The 21615-nt window shown below is 70.4% G+C and carries 19 protein-coding genes and 1 tRNA gene; 17 read left to right on the forward strand and 3 right to left on the reverse strand.

What is annotated here, in order from left to right:
- Nucleotides 1-149: 149 nt before the first annotated feature.
- Nucleotides 150-845, forward strand: coding sequence for an ABC transporter ATP-binding protein (locus tag G495_RS0101190; RefSeq protein WP_028586310.1), 696 nt, complete (start codon nt 150-152; stop codon nt 843-845).
- Complete coding sequence (locus G495_RS0101195) at nt 842-3382, forward strand: ABC transporter permease (RefSeq protein WP_051444938.1); 2541 nt, start codon at nt 842-844, stop codon at nt 3380-3382. The genes G495_RS0101190 and G495_RS0101195 overlap by 4 nt, the downstream gene beginning before the upstream one ends.
- 259 nt (nt 3383-3641) lie before the next feature.
- On the opposite strand, the gene G495_RS0101200 is transcribed toward G495_RS0101195, so the two are convergent.
- Together G495_RS0101200 and G495_RS0101205 are read right to left on the reverse strand one after the other, a co-directional pair.
- On the reverse strand, nt 3642-4427 hold the full coding sequence (locus G495_RS0101200) for an arylesterase (RefSeq protein ID WP_084457697.1): 786 nt from the start codon (nt 4425-4427) through the stop codon (nt 3642-3644).
- Between the two features lie 108 nt (nt 4428-4535).
- Nucleotides 4536-4964 (reverse strand): FKBP-type peptidyl-prolyl cis-trans isomerase, encoded by a 429-nt coding sequence (locus G495_RS0101205; RefSeq protein WP_028586313.1) that lies wholly within the window; start codon nt 4962-4964, stop codon nt 4536-4538.
- A 456-nt stretch (nt 4965-5420) separates the two neighbouring features.
- Between G495_RS0101205 and G495_RS0101210 the strand changes: the two genes are divergently transcribed.
- The 3 genes from G495_RS0101210 (at nt 5421) to G495_RS0101220 (ending at nt 6232) form a co-directional block, all read left to right on the forward strand.
- Nucleotides 5421-5510, forward strand: a tRNA-Ser gene (locus G495_RS0101210).
- A gap of 128 nt (nt 5511-5638) precedes the next feature.
- Nucleotides 5639-5917 (forward strand): type II toxin-antitoxin system RelE/ParE family toxin, encoded by a 279-nt coding sequence (locus G495_RS0101215; RefSeq protein ID WP_028586314.1) that lies wholly within the window; start codon nt 5639-5641, stop codon nt 5915-5917.
- Between the two features lie 9 nt (nt 5918-5926).
- Nucleotides 5927-6232 (forward strand): HigA family addiction module antitoxin, encoded by a 306-nt coding sequence (locus G495_RS0101220; protein WP_028586315.1) that lies wholly within the window; start codon nt 5927-5929, stop codon nt 6230-6232.
- 78 nt (nt 6233-6310) lie between these two features.
- Here the strand turns inward: G495_RS0101220 and G495_RS20045 are convergent, their stop codons facing one another.
- Entirely contained in the window at nt 6311-9556 is a 3246-nt protein-coding gene (locus tag G495_RS20045; RefSeq protein WP_051444939.1) for a PAS domain S-box protein, read from the reverse strand.
- Nucleotides 9557-9799: 243 nt separating this feature from the next.
- Here G495_RS20045 and G495_RS0101230 point away from each other — a divergent pair, with 243 nt between their 5' ends.
- The 12 genes from G495_RS0101230 (at nt 9800) to G495_RS22325 (ending at nt 21342) form a co-directional block, all read left to right on the forward strand.
- A complete protein-coding gene (locus G495_RS0101230) occupies nt 9800-10360 on the forward strand; it encodes a cupin domain-containing protein (RefSeq protein WP_051444940.1) in 561 nt (186 codons plus the stop codon).
- Nucleotides 10361-10592: 232 nt separating this feature from the next.
- Nucleotides 10593-11444, forward strand: a complete 852-nt coding sequence (locus G495_RS0101235) for a transporter substrate-binding domain-containing protein (protein ID WP_035250405.1) — start codon at nt 10593-10595, stop codon at nt 11442-11444.
- Between the two features lie 85 nt (nt 11445-11529).
- Nucleotides 11530-12210, forward strand: coding sequence for an amino acid ABC transporter permease (locus tag G495_RS0101240; RefSeq protein ID WP_211234115.1), 681 nt, complete (start codon nt 11530-11532; stop codon nt 12208-12210).
- Nucleotides 12207-12878, forward strand: coding sequence for an amino acid ABC transporter permease (locus tag G495_RS0101245; protein WP_051444941.1), 672 nt, complete (start codon nt 12207-12209; stop codon nt 12876-12878). Before G495_RS0101240 ends, G495_RS0101245 begins: the two co-directional genes overlap by 4 nt.
- A complete protein-coding gene (locus G495_RS0101250; protein ID WP_281171676.1) occupies nt 12875-13672 on the forward strand; it encodes an amino acid ABC transporter ATP-binding protein in 798 nt (265 codons plus the stop codon). The genes G495_RS0101245 and G495_RS0101250 overlap by 4 nt, the downstream gene beginning before the upstream one ends.
- 35 nt (nt 13673-13707) lie before the next feature.
- On the forward strand, nt 13708-14310 hold the full coding sequence (locus G495_RS0101255) for a DUF1989 domain-containing protein (protein ID WP_028586321.1): 603 nt from the start codon (nt 13708-13710) through the stop codon (nt 14308-14310).
- Nucleotide 14311: 1 nt separating this feature from the next.
- Entirely contained in the window at nt 14312-15427 is a 1116-nt protein-coding gene (locus tag G495_RS0101260; protein WP_028586322.1) for a M20 family metallopeptidase, read from the forward strand.
- A gap of 410 nt (nt 15428-15837) precedes the next feature.
- Nucleotides 15838-16890 (forward strand): TRAP transporter substrate-binding protein, encoded by a 1053-nt coding sequence (locus G495_RS0101265; protein WP_028586323.1) that lies wholly within the window; start codon nt 15838-15840, stop codon nt 16888-16890.
- Between the two features lie 126 nt (nt 16891-17016).
- On the forward strand, nt 17017-17496 hold the full coding sequence (locus tag G495_RS0101270) for a TRAP transporter small permease subunit (RefSeq protein WP_211234116.1): 480 nt from the start codon (nt 17017-17019) through the stop codon (nt 17494-17496).
- Nucleotides 17493-18812, forward strand: coding sequence for a TRAP transporter large permease (locus tag G495_RS0101275; RefSeq protein ID WP_028586325.1), 1320 nt, complete (start codon nt 17493-17495; stop codon nt 18810-18812). The genes G495_RS0101270 and G495_RS0101275 overlap by 4 nt, the downstream gene beginning before the upstream one ends.
- A gap of 50 nt (nt 18813-18862) precedes the next feature.
- Complete coding sequence (locus tag G495_RS16950; RefSeq protein WP_051444942.1) at nt 18863-20263, forward strand: ethanolamine ammonia-lyase subunit EutB; 1401 nt, start codon at nt 18863-18865, stop codon at nt 20261-20263.
- The gene (locus G495_RS22325; RefSeq protein WP_028586326.1) at nt 20260-21342 is read left to right on the forward strand and encodes an ethanolamine ammonia-lyase subunit EutC; all 1083 of its coding nucleotides are present in this window, start codon (nt 20260-20262) and stop codon (nt 21340-21342) included. The genes G495_RS16950 and G495_RS22325 overlap by 4 nt, the downstream gene beginning before the upstream one ends.
- Nucleotides 21343-21615 lie beyond the last annotated feature (273 nt).

The raw sequence follows: 21615 nt of genomic DNA on the forward strand, positions 1-21615 counted from the left end.
AAGGCGCGCAGAAACGGCTTTTCCCTGGCCTTCGGCTGGGGTATACACCAGAACACGAGGGTTTGCCACGCGGGGAAAACGGATGGCCGCGCCGGGCCGGGGGCAGGCCGGAGCGGCCTTTGGTGGCGCCCGCAACAAGGAGTGCGACGATGGCCGAACCGGGCCGGAACATGGTGGAGCTTGAGCAGGTGCGCCTGACGCTGACCGGCGGCGCGGGCGCGGTGGAGGTCCTGCGCGGGGTGGACCTGACGGTCCAGGCCGGGCAGACCCTGAGCGTGGCCGGGCCCTCGGGGGCCGGCAAGACGACCATGCTCATGGTCATGGCCGGGCTGGAGCGCGCCACCTCGGGCCGCGTGGTGGTGGATGGGCACGACCTGCGCGCCCTGGACGAGGACGGGCTGGCGCGCTTCCGGCGCGGGGCGGTGGGCGTGGTCTTCCAGGCTTTCCACTTGGTGCCGACCATGACCGCCCTGGAGAACGTGGCCCTGCCCCTGGAGTTCGCGGGCAGCCGCGACGCCTGGGATCGCGCCCGCGAAAGCCTGGCCGCCGTGGGCCTGGAGAACCGCTCCGGGCACTACCCCGCCGAGCTGTCCGGCGGCGAGCAGCAGCGGGTGGCCATCGCCCGGGCCTTCGCCCCCGGGCCGCGCCTGCTTCTGGCCGACGAACCCACGGGCAACCTCGACGAGGACACCGGCGCCCGGGTGGCCGACCTGCTCTTCGAGCTGCGCGAAAGGCGCGGCGCGACCCTGGTGCTCATCACCCACGACATGCAGCTGGCTGCGCGCTGCGCCCGTACGGTGCATATGCACGGCGGGCAGCTCGGCGGCGGGGAGCCCCGGGCGTGACCCGGCTGGCCGAACTGGGCCTGGCCCTGCGCCTGGCCCGGCGCGAGATGCGCGGCGGCACGCGGGGCCTGCGGGTCTTTCTGGCCTGCCTGGCCCTGGGGGTGGCGGCCATCGCCGCCGTGGGCACCTTCGCCGCCGGGGTCGGCGGCGGGCTGGCGGCCAACGCCCGGGCCATCCTGGGCGGCGATGTGCAACTGGTGCGCTCGCATGTGCCCGTGGATTCCGCCGTGGCCCGGGCCCTGGAGGCCCGGGGCAGGCTCTCGCGCCAGGTGGACCTGCGCGTCATGGTCCGCGCCCGTGAGGGCCAGGGCTCGGCCCTGGCCGAGCTCAAGGCCGTGGACGAGGCCTACCCGCTGTACGGCAAATTCCACCTGCGGGGCGGCTTCGGCCTGCCCGCCGCCCTGGCCGGGCGCGACGGGCTGCCGGGGGCCGTGGCCGAACAGGCCCTGCTGGAGCGGCTGAACCTGCTGCTGGGCGATGTGGTGCGCGTGGGCGACGCCGAGTTCGTGCTCACGGGCATCATCCGCCAGGAGCCGGACCGGGTCGGCCAGTTCTGGGCCCTGGGCCCGCGGCTCATCGTCGGCCTGGACGCCCTGACGGCCTCGGGGGTGGTCCGGCCCGGGACCCTGGCCCGCTACGTCTACAACCTGCGCCTGCCGGACGGGGCCACGCCCGCCGACGCCGACGCCCTGGCTGGCGAACTGCTGGACGCCCACCCCGACGGCGGCTTCCGGGCGCGCACCTTCCACAAGGCCGCCACGCGGCTGACCTGGCTGCTGGACGATGTGGCCCAGTACCTGACCCTGGTGGGGCTGGCCACGCTGCTGGTGGGCGGCATCGGCGTGGCCGGGGCGGTGCGCGCGTTCCTGGCCGGGCGCGAGCGGTCCATCGCCGTGATGAAGGCCCTGGGCGCCTCGCGGCGGCTGGTGTCCACCATCTATTTCATCCAGGTCATGGCCCTGGCCCTGGCGGGCAGCCTGACCGGCGCCCTGGCGGGCTGGCTGACGGCCTGGGCCGGGGCGGGGCCGCTGGCCCTGCGCCTGGGCGTGCCCCTGGCCCGGGAGACGGCGGTGCTGCCCTCGGCCCTGGCCGTGGCCTACGGGCTGCTCACGGCCCTGGCCTTTTCGCTGTGGCCGCTGTCCGCCGCCGGGCTGACCTCGCCCGCGCGGCTGTTCCGGGGCTACGCCGACGCCGGGCGCCGCCGCCCGGGCCGGGGCACGCTGGCGGCCTGCGCCGGGGCCGTGCTGGCGCTCATGGCCCTTTTGACCCTGGCCAGCGAGGACCGCATCGTGGCCCTGGGCTTCGCGGCCTGCGCCCTGGGCAGCGTGGCGGTGCTGCGGGCCTGGGCGGTGCTGGTGCGGCGTGTGGCCGCGCGGCTGCCGCGCCCGGGCAGCCCGCGCCTGCGTCAGGCCGTGGCCAACCTGCACCGCCCCGGGGCCGCCACGGCCAGCGTGATCTTCTCCCTGGGCCTGGGGCTCACGGTGCTGGTGGCCGTGGTGCTGGTCGAGGGCAACATCCGCGACCTCATCGGCCGCCAGACCCCGAGCACGGCACCCTCGTTCTTCTTCATCGACATCCCGCGCGGGCGCATGGAAGCCCTGGAGAGTACGGCCATGGCCGTGCCGGGCGTGTCGCGCATGGAGAAACAGCCTTCCATCCGCGGCCGCATCGTGGAGATCGACGGGCGCGACGCCGACAGCGTGGACGTGGACCCCGACGTGGCCTGGGCCCTGCGTTCGGACCGGGGGCTGACCTTCGCCGGGCCCATGCCGCCCGGCGTGGAGCTGACCCAGGGCGCGTGGTGGGCGCCGGACTACCAGGGCCCGCCGCTCATCTGCCTGGACGAGCGCGTCTGCCGGGGCTTCGGCATGACCCTGGGCGACACGCTGACGGTCAACGTGCTCGGGCGGCGGATGACGGGCACCGTGGCCTGCACCCGGCGCATCGACTGGACCACCGGGGGCCTGAACCACACCATCATCTTCTCCCCGGGGGTGCTCGAGGGCGCGCCGTACACCTGGATCGCCACGGCCTACGCCGACCCCGGGCAGGAGACGGCCCTGTTCCGCGCCGTGACCGAGGCCTTCCCCGAGGTGGTGGCCATCTCCATGCGCGAGGTGCTGGAAAATCTGGCTGAACTGGTGGACGATGTGGGGCTGGCCGTGGGCGCGGCGGCGGCCCTGGCCCTGGTGGCCGGGCTGCTGGTGCTGGCCGAGGCCCTGCGCGCCAACCTGCGCGCGCGGCACTACGACGCGGTGGTCTTCAAGGTCCTGGGCGCCACGCGGCGCGACATCATGGCCGCGCTGGTGCTGGAGTTCGCCATCCTGGGCGCGGCGGCGGCGGCCCTGGCGGCGCTGCTGGGCATCGCGGGCTCCTGGCTCTTTGTCACCGGGGCGCTGCGCGGCAACTGGGTCTTCCTGCCACTGCCCCTGGCGGCCATCACCGTGGGCGGGGTGACGGCCACGGTGCTCCTGGGTCTGCTCGGCGTGCGCCGGGCGCTGCGCGGCAGCGCCTGGGGCGTGCTGCGCAACGAGTAGGGGGGCCCGGCGCCGGGCCCGGGTGCGCGCAGGGGCAGCCCGGAACGGCCGTGACTCTTGACGACCCGCAAGCCGCCGGGCCCGGGCGGCAGGGGCAGCCCGCTGTACCGACCAGCCAGCCCCGGATGCACGCTACACGCCGGACCCGGGCGCGGCTGGCCGCCAGCCGGGGCGCCCCCCCACGGAAAAGCACGCCGAAAAAAGACGCTCCCGCGTGGCTGTTGCACGCGGGAGCGTCTTTTTTCGTGCCCTGCGGCCCTCAGGGCCGCGCCGCCGCCTGGACCAGGGCGCGTACCCCGGGCAGCAGGGCCCGGGCGATGACGGCCACCCCACGTTCGTTGGGGTGGATGCCGTCGTCCTGGTTCAGGGCCGGGTCCAGGGCCACGCCGTCCAGCAGGAAGGGATGCAGGGGCACGCCGTGGCGCGCCGCCACGCGCGGGAACACGGCGTCGAAGCGCGCGGCGTAGTCCGCGCCGTAGTTCTCCATGGCGCGCATGCCGATGAGCAGCACGGGCACGCCCCGGGCCGCGAACAGCTCCAGCATGGCGTCCAGGTTGGCTTCCATGAGCGCGGGGTCCTGGCCGCGCAGGCCGTCGTTGGCCCCCAGGGCCAGCCAGGCGCAGTCGGGGCGCTCCTCCAGCAGCCAGGGCAGGCGGGCCAGCCCGCCCGAGGTCGTGTCGCCGGACACGCCCGCGTTGACGATGCGCACGTCCAGGCCCTCCTGGCGCAGCAGGGCTTCCACCACGGCGGGCAGGGCGGCGGAGGCGGGCAGGCCGTAGCCCGCCGTGAGGCTGTCGCCCACGGCCAGCAGGGTCACGGGGCGGGGGGTGCTCATGGTGTCCTCGGAAGCGGCGGGCGTGGTGGGGGCGGCGGTGGCCTGCGGGCCCGCTGCGCGCGCGGCGGGCAGGGGCCCCAGGGCCAGGGTCAGCAGCGCGGCCAGGGCCAGGGCGCCCAGGGCCCGCGCCCAGGCCGCGCGCCCTGGGCGGCCCGGCACGGGCCCCGGCAGGCCGCCCCGCAACGGCGCGCTGCCGCGCTGCTCAAGCATTCCGAACCCGCGCGCCTGCCTTGCTGCGCGCCGGTCGCGGACTGTGTTTCGCGCCTTGCCGCTCATCATTGGCGCCCGGCCCGGGAAAAGGAGGTGTCCAACACCCACTCAGCCGATGGCCATCAGTTCGATTTCGAAGGTCAGATCCTGACCGGCCAGGGGGTGGTTGGCGTCCAGGGTCACGGTGCCCTCGTCCACGGCGGTGACGTTCAGCCGGAAGGGCTGGCCGTCGGGGCCCTGGGCCTCCAGGGCCATGCCCGGCGCGGGCTCCACGCCCTGGGGCAGCTCGGTGCGCTCCACCACGTAGATCAGCTCCTCGCTGCGCTCGCCGTAGGCCTCGGCGCAGGGGATGGTGAACGTCTTGGACTGCCCGACGCTCATGCCCACGGCGGCCTTCTCGAACCCGGGGATGACCATGCCCGAGCCGATGGTGAACTCCAGGGGCTCGCGCTGGCGCGAGGTGTCGAACAGGGTGCCGTCGTCCAGGGTGCCGGTGTAGTGGATGGAAACGCTGTCGCCGCTTTTGGCCTGGGTCATGAAATCTCCTGGTGGCTCCCGGAGTCCTTCCGGGGGGCTGCAAGGCCCGGGGGACGCCCGGGCCGGGGGGCCGGAATGGCCTGGACGCGGGCTGGCGGCGTGCGGCGCCCGGCCCGGTGTGCATGATTCGATGCTGGCAGCCTACAGGTTTTCCCCCTGGCGGGCAACCGGGCTGCGGCCAGGGGCGGGGCCTGCGCCGCCGCGCGCCCGGGGGGCGGGGGACGCCTACGCGGCCTACGAGCAGTGGTGCGCCCTGCGCCGCCGCTCGCCCGGGGGCGGGGCCCGGCTGGCGCGCGGTGCAAGGCCCGCCGCCTCCGGCGCGCCACCGCCATGCGGCCCGGTCCACCGCGCTGCGCGCGCAGTGCACCGGGCGGGGCCCCGCACCCGCCCGCCCCGGCCGCGGCGCTCCCGTTTCCTTTACAACCCCGGCCCCCTTGCCTATGCTGTGCGCCCTGCGGAGGGGTGTCCGAGTGGTTGAAGGAGGCGGTCTTGAAAACCGCTGACGGGGCAACCTGTCCGGGGGTTCGAATCCCTCCCCCTCCGCCACAGGGCATTCAGTCTCGCTGAAAAGTCCAGGATTGCCCGCTATTTTTTGCTTTTTTGTCTCTTGCCGCAGGGCTGGTCGTTGCGATTCCTGGGTCTGGTTGACCTTTGTTACCTTAGTGGTTACAGTCGTGATCAAAAGCTTCGTCCACAAAGGGCTTGAGGTGTTCTTCACCTCCGGCAGCACCCGGGGCATCCAGGCCAAGCACGCCGGGAGGCTGGCCCGCCTGCTGGACCGCCTGGACGCCGCCACGCAAGTCCGCGACATGGACGCGCCCGGCTATGGGCTGCATCCCCTCAAGGGCGAGTTGAGCGGTCACTGGTCCGTGAAAGTCTCCGGCAACTGGCGGGTGACTTTCCGGTTCGAGAACGGCGATGCCCATGTCGTGAACTATCAGGACTACCACTAGGAGGCTGGCATGGACGCCACGACCCGTAAGCCGACGCACCCCGGAGCCATCATCCGCCATGACTACATGGAGCCTTTGAACCTGACCGTCACCGGGCTTGCCGCCCACCTGGGCATCAGCCGCAAGCACCTCTCCCAGGTGATCCACGAGCGGGCCGGGGTCACGTCCGGCCTGGCCCTGCGCCTTGCCCGCGCGTTCAACACCTCCCCGGAACTCTGGCTGAACCTCCAGCGCAAGTGCGACCTCTGGGAAGCCGAGCGCGCGGCCCCGGGACTTGAGACAATCCGCCCGCTGCCGCAGCTTGCGGGGCTGTAGCGCCGCCCCTCTTCCCCACTTTGGCTTGCCAGGTTTTCCGCTTTTCCCTCTGCTTTCCGACAGCGCGCTCCTGCCCCCTCACCCCCGCCCCGCCAGGGCCGCTTCCACGGCGTGGGTCAGGTCTTCCAGGGTTGCGGGTTTGGAGACGTAGCCGTCCATGCCTGCGGCCAGGAAGGTTTCGGCGTCGCCGTCCATGGCGTAGGCGGTCATGGCGAGGATGGGGATGGCCCTGGCGGCCTGTCCGGCGGCGCCGTCCCGGATGGCGCGGGTGGCTTCCACGCCGTCGAGCACGGGCATCTGCACGTCCATGAGCGCCAGGTCGAAAGGCTCCCGGCGCAGGGTGTCCAGGGCCTGCTGGCCGTCTTCCACCACCGTGGCCTCGGCCCCGGCCTTGGCCAGCAGCCGGGCGGCCACCAGGGCGCTGACGCGGTCGTCCTCGGCCACGAGGATGCGCCTGCCCGCCAGGGCCAGGGCGGGCCGGGGCGCGTCGTCCCCGGGCGCCAGTTCCGGGGCGTCCAGGGCCTGGAAGGTGCAGCAGAAGAACATGGTCGTTCCCGCGCCGGGCTCGCTGTCCACGGCGATGTTGCCGCCCATGAGCTCCACCAGCCGCTTGCAGATGACCAGCCCCAGCCCCGCGCCCTGGTACTTGCGCGTGAAGCCCTCGCTGACCTGGGAGAAGGGCTTGAAGAGCTTGTCGATGTCCTCGCCGGGGATGCCGATGCCCGTGTCGGCCACGCTGAAGAGCACGCGGCATTGCCCGGGCGCGCGCGGTGGCAGGCGGTAGGCCTCCAGGGTCACGCTTCCGGAGGTGGTGAACTTGAAGGCGTTGCCCAGCAGGTTCATCAGCACCTGTTCCAGGCGCACCTCGTCGCCCACCACCAGCGCGGGCACGGCGGGGTCGATATGGCATTCGAAGCGCAGGCCCGCCTGCCTGGCCATGGGCCGGAAGATGCCCTTGAGCTGGTCCACCACGTCGGCCAGGGCGAAGGGCTTGGCCTGCAGGCTGAGCTTGCCCGCCTCCACCCGCGAGAGGTCCAGGATGTCCGAGAGCAGGCGCGTCAGGCGGGTGCAGGACTGCTTGGCCAGCCCTACGTATTCGCCCTGCTCGTCGTGCAGGGCCGTGGTTTCCAGGAGCTGGAGCATGCCCATGAGCCCGTTGAGCGGCGTGCGGATTTCGTGGCTCATGTTGGCCAGGAATTCGCTCTTGGCCTGGCTGGCGGCCTCGGCGGCCTCCTTGGCGTGCAGCAGTTCGGCCTCGGCCTGCTTGCGGGCCGTGATGTCCTGCGCGGCCCCCAGGATGCCGATGGGCGCGCCGTCGCGGTCCAGAACGCTGGTCGTGGACAGGCTGATGTGGACTTTCGAGCCGTCCTTGCGGTTGCGCACCAGCTCCATGCCCAGCAGGGTTTCCCCGGCCAGGACCCGCTGGCGCAGCGAGGCGAATTCCTCCTGCTGCGCGGACCCCACGATGGGCAGCGGCCTGCCGAGCACCTCCCCGGCGCCCCAGCCGAAGATGCGCTCGGCGGAGGAGTTCCACGACAGCACGTTGCCGCCCATGTCCACACTGTACAGAGCCACGGGCGAGCAGGCGATGATGGCCTGCTGGAATTCTTCGCTGCGGCGCAGCCGCTCCTCGGCCTCGCGGCGCGCGGTGACGTCGATGATGCAGGAGTAGAGCATCTCGCACCCCTGCATGGACACCGGCCCGCTGTAGACCTCCACGTCGCGCACCTCGCCGCTGGCCAGCCGGTGGCGGAAGGAGAAGTGCCGCCTGCCCGCGGCCTTGGCCTCGCGCATGGCGGCCCGGACCTCTTGCGGGGGCAGGGTGTTGATGTCCAGCACGGAGCGGGCCTTGAGCTCGTCCCGGGTCCAGCCGTAGTAGGCGCTGGCGGCGTGGTTGGCCTCCACGATGCGCCCCGTGCCGGGCTCGACCAGGAGCATGACCATGCTGCTGTCCATGAACAGCGCGCGGAAGAGGGCCTCGCTTTCCTGGGTGGCGAGCCGGGTCTTCTTGTGGGCGGTGATGTCCTCCAGGATGCCGACGACGCGCTCGGGCAGCGCGTCCGCCGCCGGGATGCGGAAGGCGCGGACGCCGACCCAGCGCTCCTGCCCCGGGGCGGGCAGGATGCGGAATTCCATGTCGAACGGGGCGCCGGTCTCGTGCAGGGCATGCATGGCCTGGCGCACGGCCGTCGCGTCGTCGGGGTGCACGGTCTCCAGGAAGGCCGCAGGGTCGTCGTACAGCGCCTGGGCGCTCCTGCCGAAGAGGGCTTCGTAGCCCGGGCTGACGTAGACGATCCGCTGCGCGGCCAGGTCGCGCATCCAGAAGACGTGGCGGATGTTCTCCACCAGATGGCGGAAGAGGTCCCGGCTGTGGGCCAGCTCGTCGGCGCCGCGGCGGCTGGCCTCCAGGGCGGCGGCGAGGCGGTTGTTCAGCCGCAGGGTGAGCCGGTAGTGCACGGCCAGGGCGGCAAGCAGGGCGGCGGCCAGGGCCAGGCCCGCGGCCACGGCGATGCGCGGCGCCGTCCAGAAGGGCTGGGGCCTGCCGTACCAGAGTTCCACCAGGGCGGGATACTGCGGGGAGGCGATGAACTCGCGCACGGCGGCGTCGAGCCTGTCGCGCAGGCCGCCCTGGTCCGGGGCCAGGGCCAGGGCCCGCTTGTATTCCATCTCCGGGCCGGGCACGAAGTCCACCAGGTTGTCCACCCCGGCCCGCATGGTCAGGCGCTGGAGTTCGTAGCGCCCGCCGAGCACGGCGTCCGCGTTGCCGGAAAGCAGGTCGAAGATGTATTTCTCGGGGTTGGGGTAGCCGTGGATGCGCAGCCTGGGCACGCGGCCCAGGGATTCCGGGATGATGTTGCCCTGCAGCGCGGCCAGGGTCCGCCCCGCGAGATCGTGCGGGCCCTTCACTGTATTGTTGTTGGCCCGGACCATGAGACACGCGGGCGAGACGAAGACAGGCGACGTGAAGATGAAACTGCGCAGGCGCTCGGGAGTGGGAGTCAGCCCGGCCATGAGCGTGGCCCGGCCGTCGAGCACGGCCTGCTGGGCCTGGGTCCAGTCGTTGGCGACGATGAAGCGGACGCGCAGCCCGGCGCGGGCGGCGATGGCGCGCATGGCGTCCACGGCGAAGCCGAAGGGGGCGCCGTCCTGCCCGGCGGCGAAAAAGGGCGGAAAGTCCTTGAGCACCACGGCGGTGACGAATCCGGGATCGGCGCCGGGGGCGGGGCTGCCCTGGCCCGGAGGGGCGGGCGCTTGGCCACGCGCGGCCCACGGGCCCAGCAGGACGGCGAGCAGGGCGCAAAAAATGATCACGGGAAAACGCATTCCGACCTCGGCGCTTCGGGTTCCAGGGGCCACGGGCGGGCCGTGGCGGTTTCGTCCGTCGATGCAGGGTGCGCAGGGCGACAGCGTGTCATGTATCATATGTCCGACGCGCCTGCCACTCCCGATGTCGGCGGGCGGGCCTCCCTGCGGGGCGCGCCGTGTTTCTATTGTAGGAAAGTTTGCCGAAAAACTTGAATGCCAGGAAATATCGCGTTAGGGTGCCGCCAGCAGGGGAGGCTGGCGATGATGCACGAAAAGAATCTTCTGGGGCAGCGTATCCGCATGCTGCGCAGGCAGCAGGGGCTGACCCTGCGCGCCCTGGCCGATGGTGCCGGGTGTTCGGAAAGCATGCTGTCCAAGCTGGAGAACGGCAAGGGCAACCCTTCCATCAACGTGCTGCACGCCGTGTCGCGCGCCCTGGGCACCAACATGGGCTCGCTGTTCCTGCCCGCGCCCATGCCCGGGGTGGTCATGCGCCGGGGCGACCGGCACCTGGCCCAGCTCGGGCCGGGCAACGGCCAGGGAGTGATCCTCGAATACCTTTCGCCGCACCTGCCCGGGCACGTGCTCCAGGCGCATATCCATATCATCGAGCCCGGCGGCGGCACCGAGACCATCACCCACGAGGGCGAGGAGGCCGGCTACGTGCTCGAGGGTGAACTGGCGCTGACCGTGGACGGCGAGGCCTACCACCTCCACGAGGGCGATTCCTTCTTCTTCGATTCCAGCCTGCCGCATTCCACGCGCAACCCCGGGCAGACCACGGCCCGCGTCCTGTGGGTCAACACGCCGCCCACGTTCTAGTCTTTTTTTGACATTTCTGGCTATCCGGGCCAGGAAATATTTCTCAAAAAAGTCAATATCAGCCGGTTCCGCTGCCTATAAAAAGGGGGCTGGGCTGTCGCTCGCCTTTTCATCCCTGTTTTTCATGGATATTTCTTTTCAGGAAAGTCGTGGCACGAAGAATGCTATCACGAAGCAAGTTGGTTGCGTTCCGATGCTTCACCTGAAACAGCCCAATGCGAGGAGAACGACAATGGTATGGAAGTTCCCGGCTCCCCGAACCCTGGCCGCCTGCGTGGCCGTCTGCGCCGCGCTGCTCGCCGCCGCCCCCGCGCGGGCCGACCTGCTCGAAACCGTCAAGCAGAAGGGCGAGATCGTCATCGGCACCGAGGCCCAGTTCCCGCCCTTCGAATTCGTCGAGGACGGCAAGATCGTGGGCTACTCCGCCGATCTGCTGGAGCTGGTCATGGCCGAGCTGCCCGGCGTGGCCGTCAAGCGCCTGGACGTGCCCTGGCAGGGCATCCTGCCCGGCCTGGCCGCAGGCAAGTTCGACTATGTGGTGACCTCCGTCACCGCCACCAAGGAGCGCTACGAGCGCTACGCCCTGAGTCTGCCCGTGGCCGATGCCACCGTGGCGCTGCTGGTGCGCGCCGACTCCGACATCCAGACCCCTGCGGACGTAGCCGGGAAGACCGTGGCCTCGCAGACCGGCTCGGCCCAGCTCCAGGCCCTCAAGGGCCTGGGCGAGACCCTGGCCGCCCAGGGCAAGGGGCTGGCCGGGATACGCGAGTATGTGGGCTTCGACGAGGCCTACGCCGATCTGGCCGCCGGGCGCGTGGACGCCGTGGCCCAGTCCTTCCCCAACCTGGCCGACGCGGTGAAGAAGCGCCCCGACGCTTTCCGCATCATCACCCCGCCCTTCGGCCCGGCGGTGTACTTCTCCTGGGCCGCGCGCAACGACGAGGACAGCAAGGCCCTGGCCGCCTTCTTCGACCAGGGCCTGCGCAAGCTCAACGAGTCCGGCAAGATGCGCGAGTTGCAGGTCAAATGGTTCGGCTTCGAGATGGCCGTGCCGTCCGACGCCCTGCCCGTGCCCATCCAGTAGCCCTTGGCCCGGCCCGCCCGCGCCCCGCGCGGGCGGGCCGCCCCTCCCCAGAACGCCCCACGGGCAACCCCGACGGAAGGACACCGTGAGCGCATTGCCGAAACTCGACCCGGGCGTGGTCCTGGACAACCTGCCCGCCATGCTCACCGGGGCGGGCGTGACCCTGGGCGTGGCCCTGGCGTCCATCGCCGCCGGGCTGGTCATCGGCATGGGGGTCTGCCTGTGCCGCATCTCGGGCCGCCCGGCCCTGCGCGGGGCTGCGCGGGTCTACATCAGCGTGCTGCGCGGCGTGCCCATCCTCGTTTTGCTGCTGCTGGTCTTCTACATGCTGCCCCTGGTGGGCGTGGAGGCGCCCCCGCTGCTGGCGGCCATCGCCGCCCTGAGCCTGAACTCCGGGGCCTTCCAGGCCGAGATCTACCGGGGCGGCTTCGCCAGCATCGCTCCGGGCCAGGCCGAGGCCGCCCGGGCCCTGGGCCTGGGCGAGGGGCGCATCCTGGGCCGGATCATGGTGCCCCAGGTGCTGTGGCTGGTGCTTCCGGCCCTGGTGGGCGAACTCATCGTGCTGCTCAAGAACACCTCGCTCATCTCGGTCATCGCCGTCACCGAGCTGATGCGTGCCAGCCAGCAGCTGGTGTCCAAGACTTACCGGCCCACGGAAATCTACCTCGCGGCGGCCCTGTTCTACATCGTCATGAACCTGGCCCTGGCGGGGCTGGGGGCCTGGGTGCGCAGGCGCCTGGCCGGGGGCAGGGAGGTGGCGCCATGAACCTCGCCGTGCTCGACGGCTACTGGCCGGTGATCCTTGCCGGGCTGGGCACCACGGCACGCATCTGCGCCCTGTCCGTCGCCCTGGGTCTGGCCCTGGGGCTTGGCATCGAGCTGCTGCGCCAGGGCGTGCGCCCGGCCCGGGCCCTGTGCCGGGTCTATATCGAATTCTTTCGCGGTTCGCCCATCCTCATCCAGCTGTTCCTGCTCTACTACGCCGGGCCGGGCTTCGGGCTGGTGCTGGAGCCCGAGGCGGCGGGGGTGGTCGGCCTGGGGCTCTACGGCGCGGCCTATTTCACCGAGATCTTCCGCGCCGGGTTCGAGTCCATCCCCCGGGGCCAGATCGAGGCCGCCCAGAGCCTGGGCCTGTCGCCGCTGCGCATGCTCACGCGCATCCGCCTGCCGCAGATGGCCGCCCTGGTGATGCCCCCTGTGGTCAACCAGATCATCATCCTGGTCAAGGATTCCGCCGTGTTGTCCATCATCACCGTGCCCGAGCTGACCAAGGAGACCTCCAAGATCGTCAACGAGACCTTTGCCATCGCCGAGCCGCTGCTCATCCTGGCGCTGCTGTACTGGCTGCTGGTGGAGGCCGTGTCGCGGGCGGGCGGGGCCCTGGAGGCCCGGCTCACGCGCCACCTCAAACCCGCAGCCGGGAGGCGCCCATGACCGTCAAGACGCGCACCATGACCCCGATCATCGAAATCACCGGATTGCACAAGCGCTTCGGCGAACTGGAGGTGCTGCGCGGCATCGACCTGCGGGTCTACCCCTCGGAGGTCGTCTGCCTCATCGGACCTTCGGGCTCGGGCAAGAGCACGCTGTTGCGCTGCATCAACTTCCTGGAGGCCTACGAGGCGGGCAGCGTGGTGGTCAACGGCCAGCTCATCGGCTACCGGCGCGAGCCCGACGGCAGCCTGCACCGTTGCACCCCGGCCCAGGTGCGCCTGGCGCGCCGCGGCCTGGGCATGGTCTTCCAGCAGTTCAACCTCTGGCCGCACATGACGGCCCTGGACAACGTCACCGAGGCCCTGCGCTCGGTCAAGGGCAAGACCCGCTCCGAGGCCGCCGACATCGGCGCGGCCATGCTGGAGAAGGTCGGGCTGGCCGACAAGGCCCGCTGCTACCCCGCCAGCCTGTCCGGCGGGCAGCAGCAGCGTGTGGCCATCGCCCGGGCCCTGGCCATGGAGCCGACCATCATGCTCTTCGACGAGCCAACCAGCGCCCTGGACCCCGAGCTGGTGGGCGACGTGCTGGCCGTCATGCGTTCCCTGGCCGCCGAGGGCATGACCATGGTCGTGGTGACCCACGAGATGGGCTTCGCCGCCGAGGCCGCCGATCGCGTGGTGTTCATGGAGGACGGGCAGGTGGTGGAGCAGGGCCTGCCCGGGCAGATGTTCAACGCGCCGTCCACCAGCCGCCTGGAAGCCTTCCTCGGCGGCTGGCGGCGGCGCAACGCCTAGCGGGCGTCCCCCCAAACAAAAAAGGAGTTCCGAAAATGGCAAGCGAACTGATGACCATCCCCGCCCGCAAGGGCAAGGCCGCCGTGGTGCGCGCCGGGCAGCGCATCAAGATCATTAACACCCATGGCCAGCAGGTGGTGGACACCTGGGCCTTCAACCTCTGCGACATGAACGAATACCTGTCCATGCAGCACACGCGCGCCTACCTGGACAAGATCATCCCCCAGGCGGGTGATGACCTTGTCTCCAACCGCCGTCGCCCCATGCTGCGCTTCGTGCAGGACACCTCCCGGGGCGTGCACGACACGCTCATCGCCGCCTGCGACATCTACCGCTACATCGGCCTGGGCGTGAGCGAATACCACGACAACTGCCAGGACAATTTCTTCGCCGCCATGGGCGCCCTGGGCCACCACCCGGCCTTCTGCCCCAGCCCCCTGAACCTGTGGATGAACACTCCCGCCCGGGACAACACCATCGTCTGGCTGCCGCCTGTCTGCAAGGCCGGGGACTTCGTGGTCCTGGAGGCCTGCTTCGACTGCGTGGTGGCCATGTCGGCCTGCCCGCAGGACGTGGTGCCCATCAACGGTGTGGGCTGCACGCCCACCGAGGCCCACTTCGTGGTCCTGGAAGGCTAGCGTGGACCCCGTCCTGCTGGCCCGCGAGCTGGTCCGTCTCGATACCACCAACCCCCCGGGGGGCGAGGAGCGGGCCCTGCGGTACCTGGCGCAGCTGTTGTCCGCCGGGGGGCTGGAGGTGGCCCTGGACACCTTCGGGCCGGGCCGGGGCAGCCTGGTGGCCCGGCTGAACCCCGGGCGCGGCCCGGCCCTGTGCCTGGCCGGGCATGTGGACACCGTGCCCGTGGGCCGCGAGGCCTGGGCCGTGGACCCCTTCGCCGGGCTGGTGCAGGACGGGCGGCTGCATGGCCGGGGCGCCAGCGACATGAAGGGCGGGGTGGCGGCCATGTGCGCCGCCGCCCTGGCCCTGGCCCGCGAAGGCTTCGGCGGCGCCCTGGCCGTGTATGTCTTTGGCGGCGAGGAAAGCGGCTGCGAGGGCTCCTTCCACGCCCTGGCCGACCCCGCTCTGCGCGGCCAGCCCGGGGCCGTGGTGGTGGCCGAGCCCACGCGCAACCGGCCCCTGGTGGGCCACAAGGGCGCCCTGTGGCTGGCCTGCGAAACCCGGGGCCGCACGGCCCATGGCTCCATGCCCGAGCTGGGCGACAACGCCCTGTACAAGCTGGTGGACGCCGTGGCGCGCGTCCGGGCCCTGGACCTGGGGCCGGCCCACGCGCACCTCGGCCCGCCGACCCTGAGCGTGAACACGCTCCAGGCGGGCGAAAATGTCAATTCCGTGCCCGACCGGGCCCGGGCGACCATCGACATCCGCAGCGTGCCCGGGCAGGACAACGCCGCCCTGACGGCCCTGGTCCGCGCCGCCGCCGGGGAGCAGGCCGAGGTCCGCGCCCTGCTGGACCTGCCCCCGGTCTGGACCGCGCCGGACCACCCCTGGCTGGCCCGGGCCTGCGCTGCCCTGGCGCCGTTGCTGGACCGGCCCCCGGGCGTGGAGACCGTGCAGTTTTTCACCGACGCGGCGGCCTTCCGCCACGTCTGCCCCGAGGTGCCCATGCTCATCCTTGGCCCCGGCGACCCGGCCCAGGCCCACCGCACCGACGAATGGTGCGCCACTGCCGATATCCATGCCGCCACCGCCATGTATCTGGCCCTGGCCCGCGACTGGGACGCAGCCCCCGACTGAGCACCCGGCCCACCCTCCCCCTCGTGGGCCCTGCGCTCGCCCCGGGTTCGGCATGGTGCCGGGCCCGGGGCTTTGCGTTGTGGCGGGGAGGACCAGGGAGCGAGAGGCATATAACTACGTTTTTGTAGTTTAACGCGCAGTTTACCCTAAAAAGAGCCGAAAAATTTTCACAAAAATGAGTATAATGATTTTCGAATTGACATCGTTGTTACAAAATGCGGGGGGTGGGCCTGCAACAATGGGGTGCTCAGACTAAAAGGCCCTGAAATAAAACGAAAAAATAAGGCGGGCACGTTGCGGAACGATAGTTGCTGAAAGGGCGTGTGCTGCCGCGCCGACGCCGGGTCCGCGCGTGGCGTCAGGCCGCCGGGAGCACGCACACCCCACACCCGACCAGGAGGACACCAGTCATGAAACGCAGAGAGTTCATCAAGAAGGCGGGCGCCGCCGGGCTCGCGGCCACCGCCGGGGCCGTGGTCAACGCGCCCTTCGTCCACGCCAGCAAGAAAACCACCATCCGCTGGCGCCTGCAAACCTATGCGGGGCCCGCCCTGGCCGAACACGTCATCAAGCCGCAGATCGAGGCCTTCAACAAGATCGCCGACAACGAGATGGTCATCGAGTTGTACAACGCCGACCAGTTGGTGCCCACGGGCGAGCTGTTCCGCGCCATGCAGCGCGGCACCATCGACGCCGTGCAGAGCGACGACGACTCCATTGCCGCCCCCGTGGACGTGGCCGTGTTCGCGGCCTATTTCCCCTTTGCCTCGCGCTACGCCCTGGACGTGCCGACGCTCTTCAACCACTACGGGCTCAAGGAAATCTGGGAGGAGGCCTACTCCGAGGTCAAGGGCGTGACCTGGCTGTCCGCCGGTGCCTGGGACCCCTGCAACTTCGCCACCAAGCAGCCCATCAACAGCGTGGCCGACCTCAAGGGCAAGCGCGTGTTCACCTTCCCCACGGGCGGACGCTTCCTGCAGCGCTTCGGCGTGGTGCCCGTGACCCTGCCCTGGGAGGACGTGGAAGTCGCCCTGCAGACCGGCGAGCTGGACGGTATCGCCTGGTCGGGCATCACCGAGGACTACACCGTGGGCTGGGCCAACGTGACCAACTACTACCTGACCAACAACATTTCCGGCGCCTGGGCCGGGTCCTACTTCGCCAATTCCGACAAGTGGGACGCCCTGCCCGAGCGGTTGAAGACGCTGTTCCGTATGTCCATGGACAGCTCGCACTACTACCGCCTGCACTGGTACTGGTGGGGCGAGGCCCACTACCGCACCAAGGGCGGCAAGCTGAAGCTGACCTCCATCCCCGAGAGCGAATGGAAGGTCGTGGAGGACGAGGCCATCAAGTTCTGGGACGAGATCGCCGCCCAGAGCCCCCGAAACGCCAAGGTCGTCTCCATCCTCAAGGACTACGTCGAGACCATGAAGCAGGCCGGCCCGCCCTACCGCGGCTAGCCGCGCCCGGCCCGGGCCCGGCGTCCTGCCGGGTCCGGGCCCGCTTCATCCGTTGCCCAGCCCCGTAACACCTAAGCAGAAGAGCAGACAGCCTTGCCCAGAGCAATCCGACTCTACGTCCAATACATGGACGCAATCAGCACCCGCGTCGGCCAGGCGACGCTTTACCTTGTCTTCGCCATGATGGCCATCCTGCTTTTGTCGTCCATCGCGCGAACCGTGTTCAATTACCCGTTGCTGTGGGCTGTTGAATCGGCGCAATTCACGATGTCGGCATACTACATGCTTGGCGGAGCGTTTTCCATGCTCCTGCACTCCCATGTGCGCATGGACGTGTTCTATGGCCGCTGGACCACGCGCAAGCGCGGGGTGATGGACTCGGTGACGTCCCTGTTCCTGCTGTTCTACCTGGGCGTGCTGCTCTACGGCGGCATTTCCAGCACGGCCTATTCCATCGAGTATGGCCAGCGCAACTACTCGGCCTGGGCGCCGCTCATGTGGCCCATCAAGGTGATCATGGTCGCGGGCATCGCGCTGATGCTGCTCCAGGCGGTGGCCATGTTCTTCAAGGATCTTGCCCAGGCCCTGGGGAAGGAGCTGTCGTGAGCCACGAACTCATCGCGCTTTTGATGTTCTCGCTGCTCATGCTCATGCTCATGACCGGGCAGCGCGTGTTCGGGGCCATCGGCTTCATCGCGGCCATTTTCTCCCTGTGCCTGTGGGGTGACGGCGGGGCCGAGATGCCCTTCAACGCCAGCATCGCCCTGCTGAACTGGTACCCCCTGCTGACCCTGCCGCTGTTCATCTTCATGGGCTACATCCTGTCCGAGTCGGGCATCGCCAACGATATGTACAAGATGCTGCACGTCTGGATGGGCTCGCTGCCCGGCGGCCTGGCCATCGGCACCGTGGTGCTCATGGTCGCCATCTCGGCCATGAACGGCCTGAGCGTGGCGGGCATGGCCATCGGCAGCAGCATCGCCCTGCCCGAGATGCTCCGGCGCGGCTACGACAAGCGCATGGTCACCGGCGTGATCCAGGCCGGGTCGTCCCTGGGCATCATGGTTCCGCCGTCCATCGTGCTGGTGCTCTACGGCATGATCGCCCGCCAGCCCGTGAGCCAGCTCTGGCTGGCCGGGGTGCTGCCCGGGCTTTTGCTGGCCGCGCTGTTCATTGTCTACATCGTGGTGCGCTGCTGGCTGCAACCCGAGCTGGGCCCGGTGCTGTCTGCCGAGGAGCGCAACGTGGGCCGGAGCGAGAAGCTGCGCCTGCTGCGCGCCGGGCTTTTGCCCCTGGTGATCATCTTCTCCGTCACCGGCCTGTTCATGCTCGGCGTGACCAGCCTGGTGGAAAGCTCGGCGGTGGGCGCCTCGGCGGCGCTGCTGGCCGCCTGGGCCAAGGGTCGCCTGACGCGCAAGATGCTGCGCGACACCCTGCACCTGACCCTGTCGGTGAGCTGCATGTTCATGTGGATCATCCTGGCGGCCATGTGCTTCGGCGCGGTGTTCGACGGCCTGGGCGCCGTCCACGCCATCGCCCGGCTGTTCCTGGACGAATGGGGCCTGAGCCCCTGGGGCGTGCTGATCATGATGCAGGTCTCCTACATCATCATGGGCATGTTCCTGGACGACACGGCCATGCTGGTCATCGTGGCCCCGTTGTATATCCCGCTGATCATCTCCCTGGGCTTCAACCCGGTGTGGTACGGCGTGTTGTATACCGTCACCTGCCAGATCGCCTACATGACCCCGCCCTTCGGCTACAACCTGTTCCTGATGAAGGCCATGGCCCCCAAGGAAGTCACCCTGGTGGACATCTACAGCTCCATCGTGCCCTTTGTGGCCATCATGGTCGTCGGGCTGGCCATCATCATGGCCTTCCCGCAGATCGCGCTGTATTTGCCCACGGCGTACTTCCAGTAGCCCCTGGCGCGGCGCGCGGCGATGGAGTAAGCACGGACAGGGGAGGAACCATGGGCAAGACGGGCAAGAGAACCCTGCGCGAGCTGCTGGCCTGGGCCACGCCCGCGCGTTCGGGCGACGTGCTGGCGGGCGTGGCCGCGCCGGATGCGGAAAGCCGCGTGCGCGCCCAGATGGAGCTGGCCGAGGTGCCGCTGACGCGCTTTCTGGACGAAGCCGTGGTGCCCTACGAGGACGACGAGGTCACCCGGCTGATCATCGACAGCCACGATGCGCAGGCCTTCGCCCCGGTGCGCTCCTTCACCGTGGGCGAGCTGCGCGACTGGCTGCTGACCGACGCGGCGGACAGCGACGCCCTGGCCCGGCTGGCCCCGGGCCTGACCCCCGAAATGGCCGCCGCCGTGAGCAAGCTCATGCGCGTGCAGGACCTGGTGCTGGCGGCGTCCAAATGCCGGGTGGTCACGCGCTTTCGCAACACCGTGGGCCTGCCGGGCACCTTCAGCGTGCGCCTGCAACCCAACCACCCCACCGACGACCTGAAAGGCATCGCCGCCTCGACCCTGGACGGGCTGTGCTACGGCTGCGGCGACGCGGTCATCGGCATCAACCCGGCCACGGACAACCTGGAGAACATCTCCCGGCTGCTCTTCATGCTCGACGGGCTCATCCAGCGCCATAAGGTGCCCACCCAGAGCTGCGTGCTGACCCACGTGACCACGACCATGGAGGCCATCGAGCGCGGGGTGCCTGTGGACCTGTGCTTCCAGTCCATTGCCGGGACCCAGCGGGCCAACGCCAGCTTCGGCGTCTCCCTGGCCCTGCTGGAGGAGGCCCACCAGGCCACCCTGGGCCTGGGCCGGGGCAGCGTGGGCGACAACGTGATGTACTTCGAGACCGGGCAGGGCAGCGCCCTGTCCGCCGGGGCGCACCACGGGGTGGACCAGCAGACCCTGGAGGCCCGGGCCTACGCCGTGGCCCGGCGCTTCCGCCCGCTTTTGGTCAACACCGTGGTCGGCTTCATCGGCCCGGAGTACCTCTACAACGGCAAGCAGATCCTGCGCGCCGGGCTGGAGGACCATTGCTGCGGCAAGCTGCTCGGCCTGCCCATGGGCGTGGATATCTGCTACACCAACCACGCCGAGGCCGACCAGGACGACATGGACACCCTGCTGACCCTGCTGGGCGCGGCGGGCTGCACCTTCATCATGGGCGTGCCCGGGGCCGACGACATCATGCTCCACTACCAGTCCACGTCGTTCCACGACGCCTGCTACCTGCGCCGCCTGCTGGGCCTGCGCCCGGCCCCGGAGTTCCAGGCCTGGCTGGAGGCCCTGGGCATACACGACGCCGCCGGGCGGCTTTTGCCCATGAGCGCGGAAAACGCGCTGCTGGCCCTGCCGCGCGAGGCCGGGGCCGCGCGCGAGGGCGGGACCAGAGGGGAGGGCGGGGCATGAGCAAGGCCGGACCCATCGTCACCCCCGACCTGTGGAGCGAACTGCGCCGCTTCACCCAGGCGCGCATCAGCCTGGGCCGCTGCGGGGTCAGCCTGCCCCTGGCCGAGAGCCTGGCCTTTCGCCTGGCCCACGCCCAGGCCCGCGACGCCGTGTGGCAGCCGTTTCGCATGGCCGAGCTGGCCGGGGAGCTGGAAGGGGCCGGGCTGGAATGCCTGCGCCTGCACAGCGCCGTGGCCGACCGGGGCGAATACCTGACCCGCCCGGACAAGGGCCGCCGCCTGGACGAGGCCTCGCGGGAACTGCTTGCGGCGCGCGCGGCGGGCGCGGCGGGCGGAGCCGGGGGGCCGGAGGGCGGAGCCAGGGAGCCGGAGGGCGCCTCCCGGGCCTCGCGGAACGCGGCGGGTTCGCCCCCGGGCGCGGCCCCGGGTGCCAGCCCGGACGTGGCGGGCGCGACCTCCTGCGCCGCTTCCCATGCCGCTCCGGGCATGGCCCCGGGCGGTGCCCCAGGCGTGGCCCCGGGCGGCGCCTCGGGCGCGGCTCCAAACGGTGCCCCGGAAGGTGCCCCGGGCGTGGCTTCGAGCGGTGCCCAGGGTGCGACCCCGGGCGGCGTCCCGGACGTGGTCCTGGTGGTGGGCGACGGTCTGTCCGCGCGCGCGGTGCACGAGACCGCCGGGCCCCTGGTGCGCCGTCTGGTGCCCGTGCTGCGCGGGGCGGGGCTTTCCGTGGGCCCGGTGTGCCTGGTGGAGAACGCGCGGGTGGCCGTGGCCGACGAGGTGGGGGCCCTTCTGGGCGCCCGGGTTTCGGTGATCCTCATCGGTGAGCGCCCGGGGCTCAGTTCGCCCAACTCCCTGGGCATCTACCTGACCCACGGCCCGCGCCCCGGCACCACCGACGAGGCCCGCAACTGCATCTCCAACGTGCGTCCGGGCGGCCTGAGCCTGGACGAGGCCGTGCGCAAGCTGGCCTATCTGCTGGAAGAGGCCCTGGCCCTGGGCCTGTCGGGCGTGGCCCTCAAGGACAAGATGCCCCCCGCCTACCTGCCCTTCGGCACCCCCGCCCCCCCGGCCCTGGAGAGCTGAGGGCTGGGGCCACACTTTGAGCGGGCGCGAAAAAGCGCCTCGAAGCCGAGCCGTTCAGCAAAGGTGTGGGTTTTTGTTTGTCAAAAGCAAAATCCCCCTGCTGTACCAACAGCCAGGGGGATTTTTATGTCCATCAAGAGACTTTGCCCAGCACAGAAGCCGTGTATCCTAGTCTCTGTTGACGGGACGCGGAGCATTCTTTGCAGGAAGCCAAAGGTTAGAGGTCATATCTAGAAGATCAGTATAGCCTATGTTCGGCTTATATTATGACAT

This window comes from Desulfocurvus vexinensis DSM 17965 (assembly GCF_000519125.1).
In the GTDB taxonomy this organism is placed as follows: domain Bacteria; phylum Desulfobacterota; class Desulfovibrionia; order Desulfovibrionales; family Desulfovibrionaceae; genus Desulfocurvus; species Desulfocurvus vexinensis.

Excerpts from the sequence above, each read along its gene's own strand:
- G495_RS0101205 (WP_028586313.1), bottom strand. The coding sequence starts at position 4,964 with ATGACCCAGGCCAAAAGCGGCGACAGCGTTTCCATCCACTACACCGGC.
- G495_RS0101270 (WP_211234116.1), top strand. The coding sequence starts at position 17,017 with ATGGACGCAATCAGCACCCGCGTCGGCCAGGCGACGCTTTACCTTGTC.
- G495_RS16950 (WP_051444942.1), top strand. The coding sequence starts at position 18,863 with ATGGGCAAGACGGGCAAGAGAACCCTGCGCGAGCTGCTGGCCTGGGCC.
- G495_RS0101255 (WP_028586321.1), top strand. The coding sequence starts at position 13,708 with ATGGCAAGCGAACTGATGACCATCCCCGCCCGCAAGGGCAAGGCCGCC.
- G495_RS0101235 (WP_035250405.1), top strand. The coding sequence starts at position 10,593 with ATGGTATGGAAGTTCCCGGCTCCCCGAACCCTGGCCGCCTGCGTGGCC.
- G495_RS0101200 (WP_084457697.1), bottom strand. The coding sequence starts at position 4,427 with ATGCTTGAGCAGCGCGGCAGCGCGCCGTTGCGGGGCGGCCTGCCGGGG.
- G495_RS0101190 (WP_028586310.1), top strand. The coding sequence starts at position 150 with ATGGCCGAACCGGGCCGGAACATGGTGGAGCTTGAGCAGGTGCGCCTG.
- G495_RS0101265 (WP_028586323.1), top strand. The coding sequence starts at position 15,838 with ATGAAACGCAGAGAGTTCATCAAGAAGGCGGGCGCCGCCGGGCTCGCG.
- G495_RS20045 (WP_051444939.1), bottom strand. The coding sequence starts at position 9,556 with ATGCGTTTTCCCGTGATCATTTTTTGCGCCCTGCTCGCCGTCCTGCTG.
- G495_RS0101220 (WP_028586315.1), top strand. The coding sequence starts at position 5,927 with ATGGACGCCACGACCCGTAAGCCGACGCACCCCGGAGCCATCATCCGC.
- G495_RS0101245 (WP_051444941.1), top strand. The coding sequence starts at position 12,207 with ATGAACCTCGCCGTGCTCGACGGCTACTGGCCGGTGATCCTTGCCGGG.
- G495_RS0101250 (WP_281171676.1), top strand. The coding sequence starts at position 12,875 with ATGACCGTCAAGACGCGCACCATGACCCCGATCATCGAAATCACCGGA.
- G495_RS22325 (WP_028586326.1), top strand. The coding sequence starts at position 20,260 with ATGAGCAAGGCCGGACCCATCGTCACCCCCGACCTGTGGAGCGAACTG.
- G495_RS0101230 (WP_051444940.1), top strand. The coding sequence starts at position 9,800 with ATGATGCACGAAAAGAATCTTCTGGGGCAGCGTATCCGCATGCTGCGC.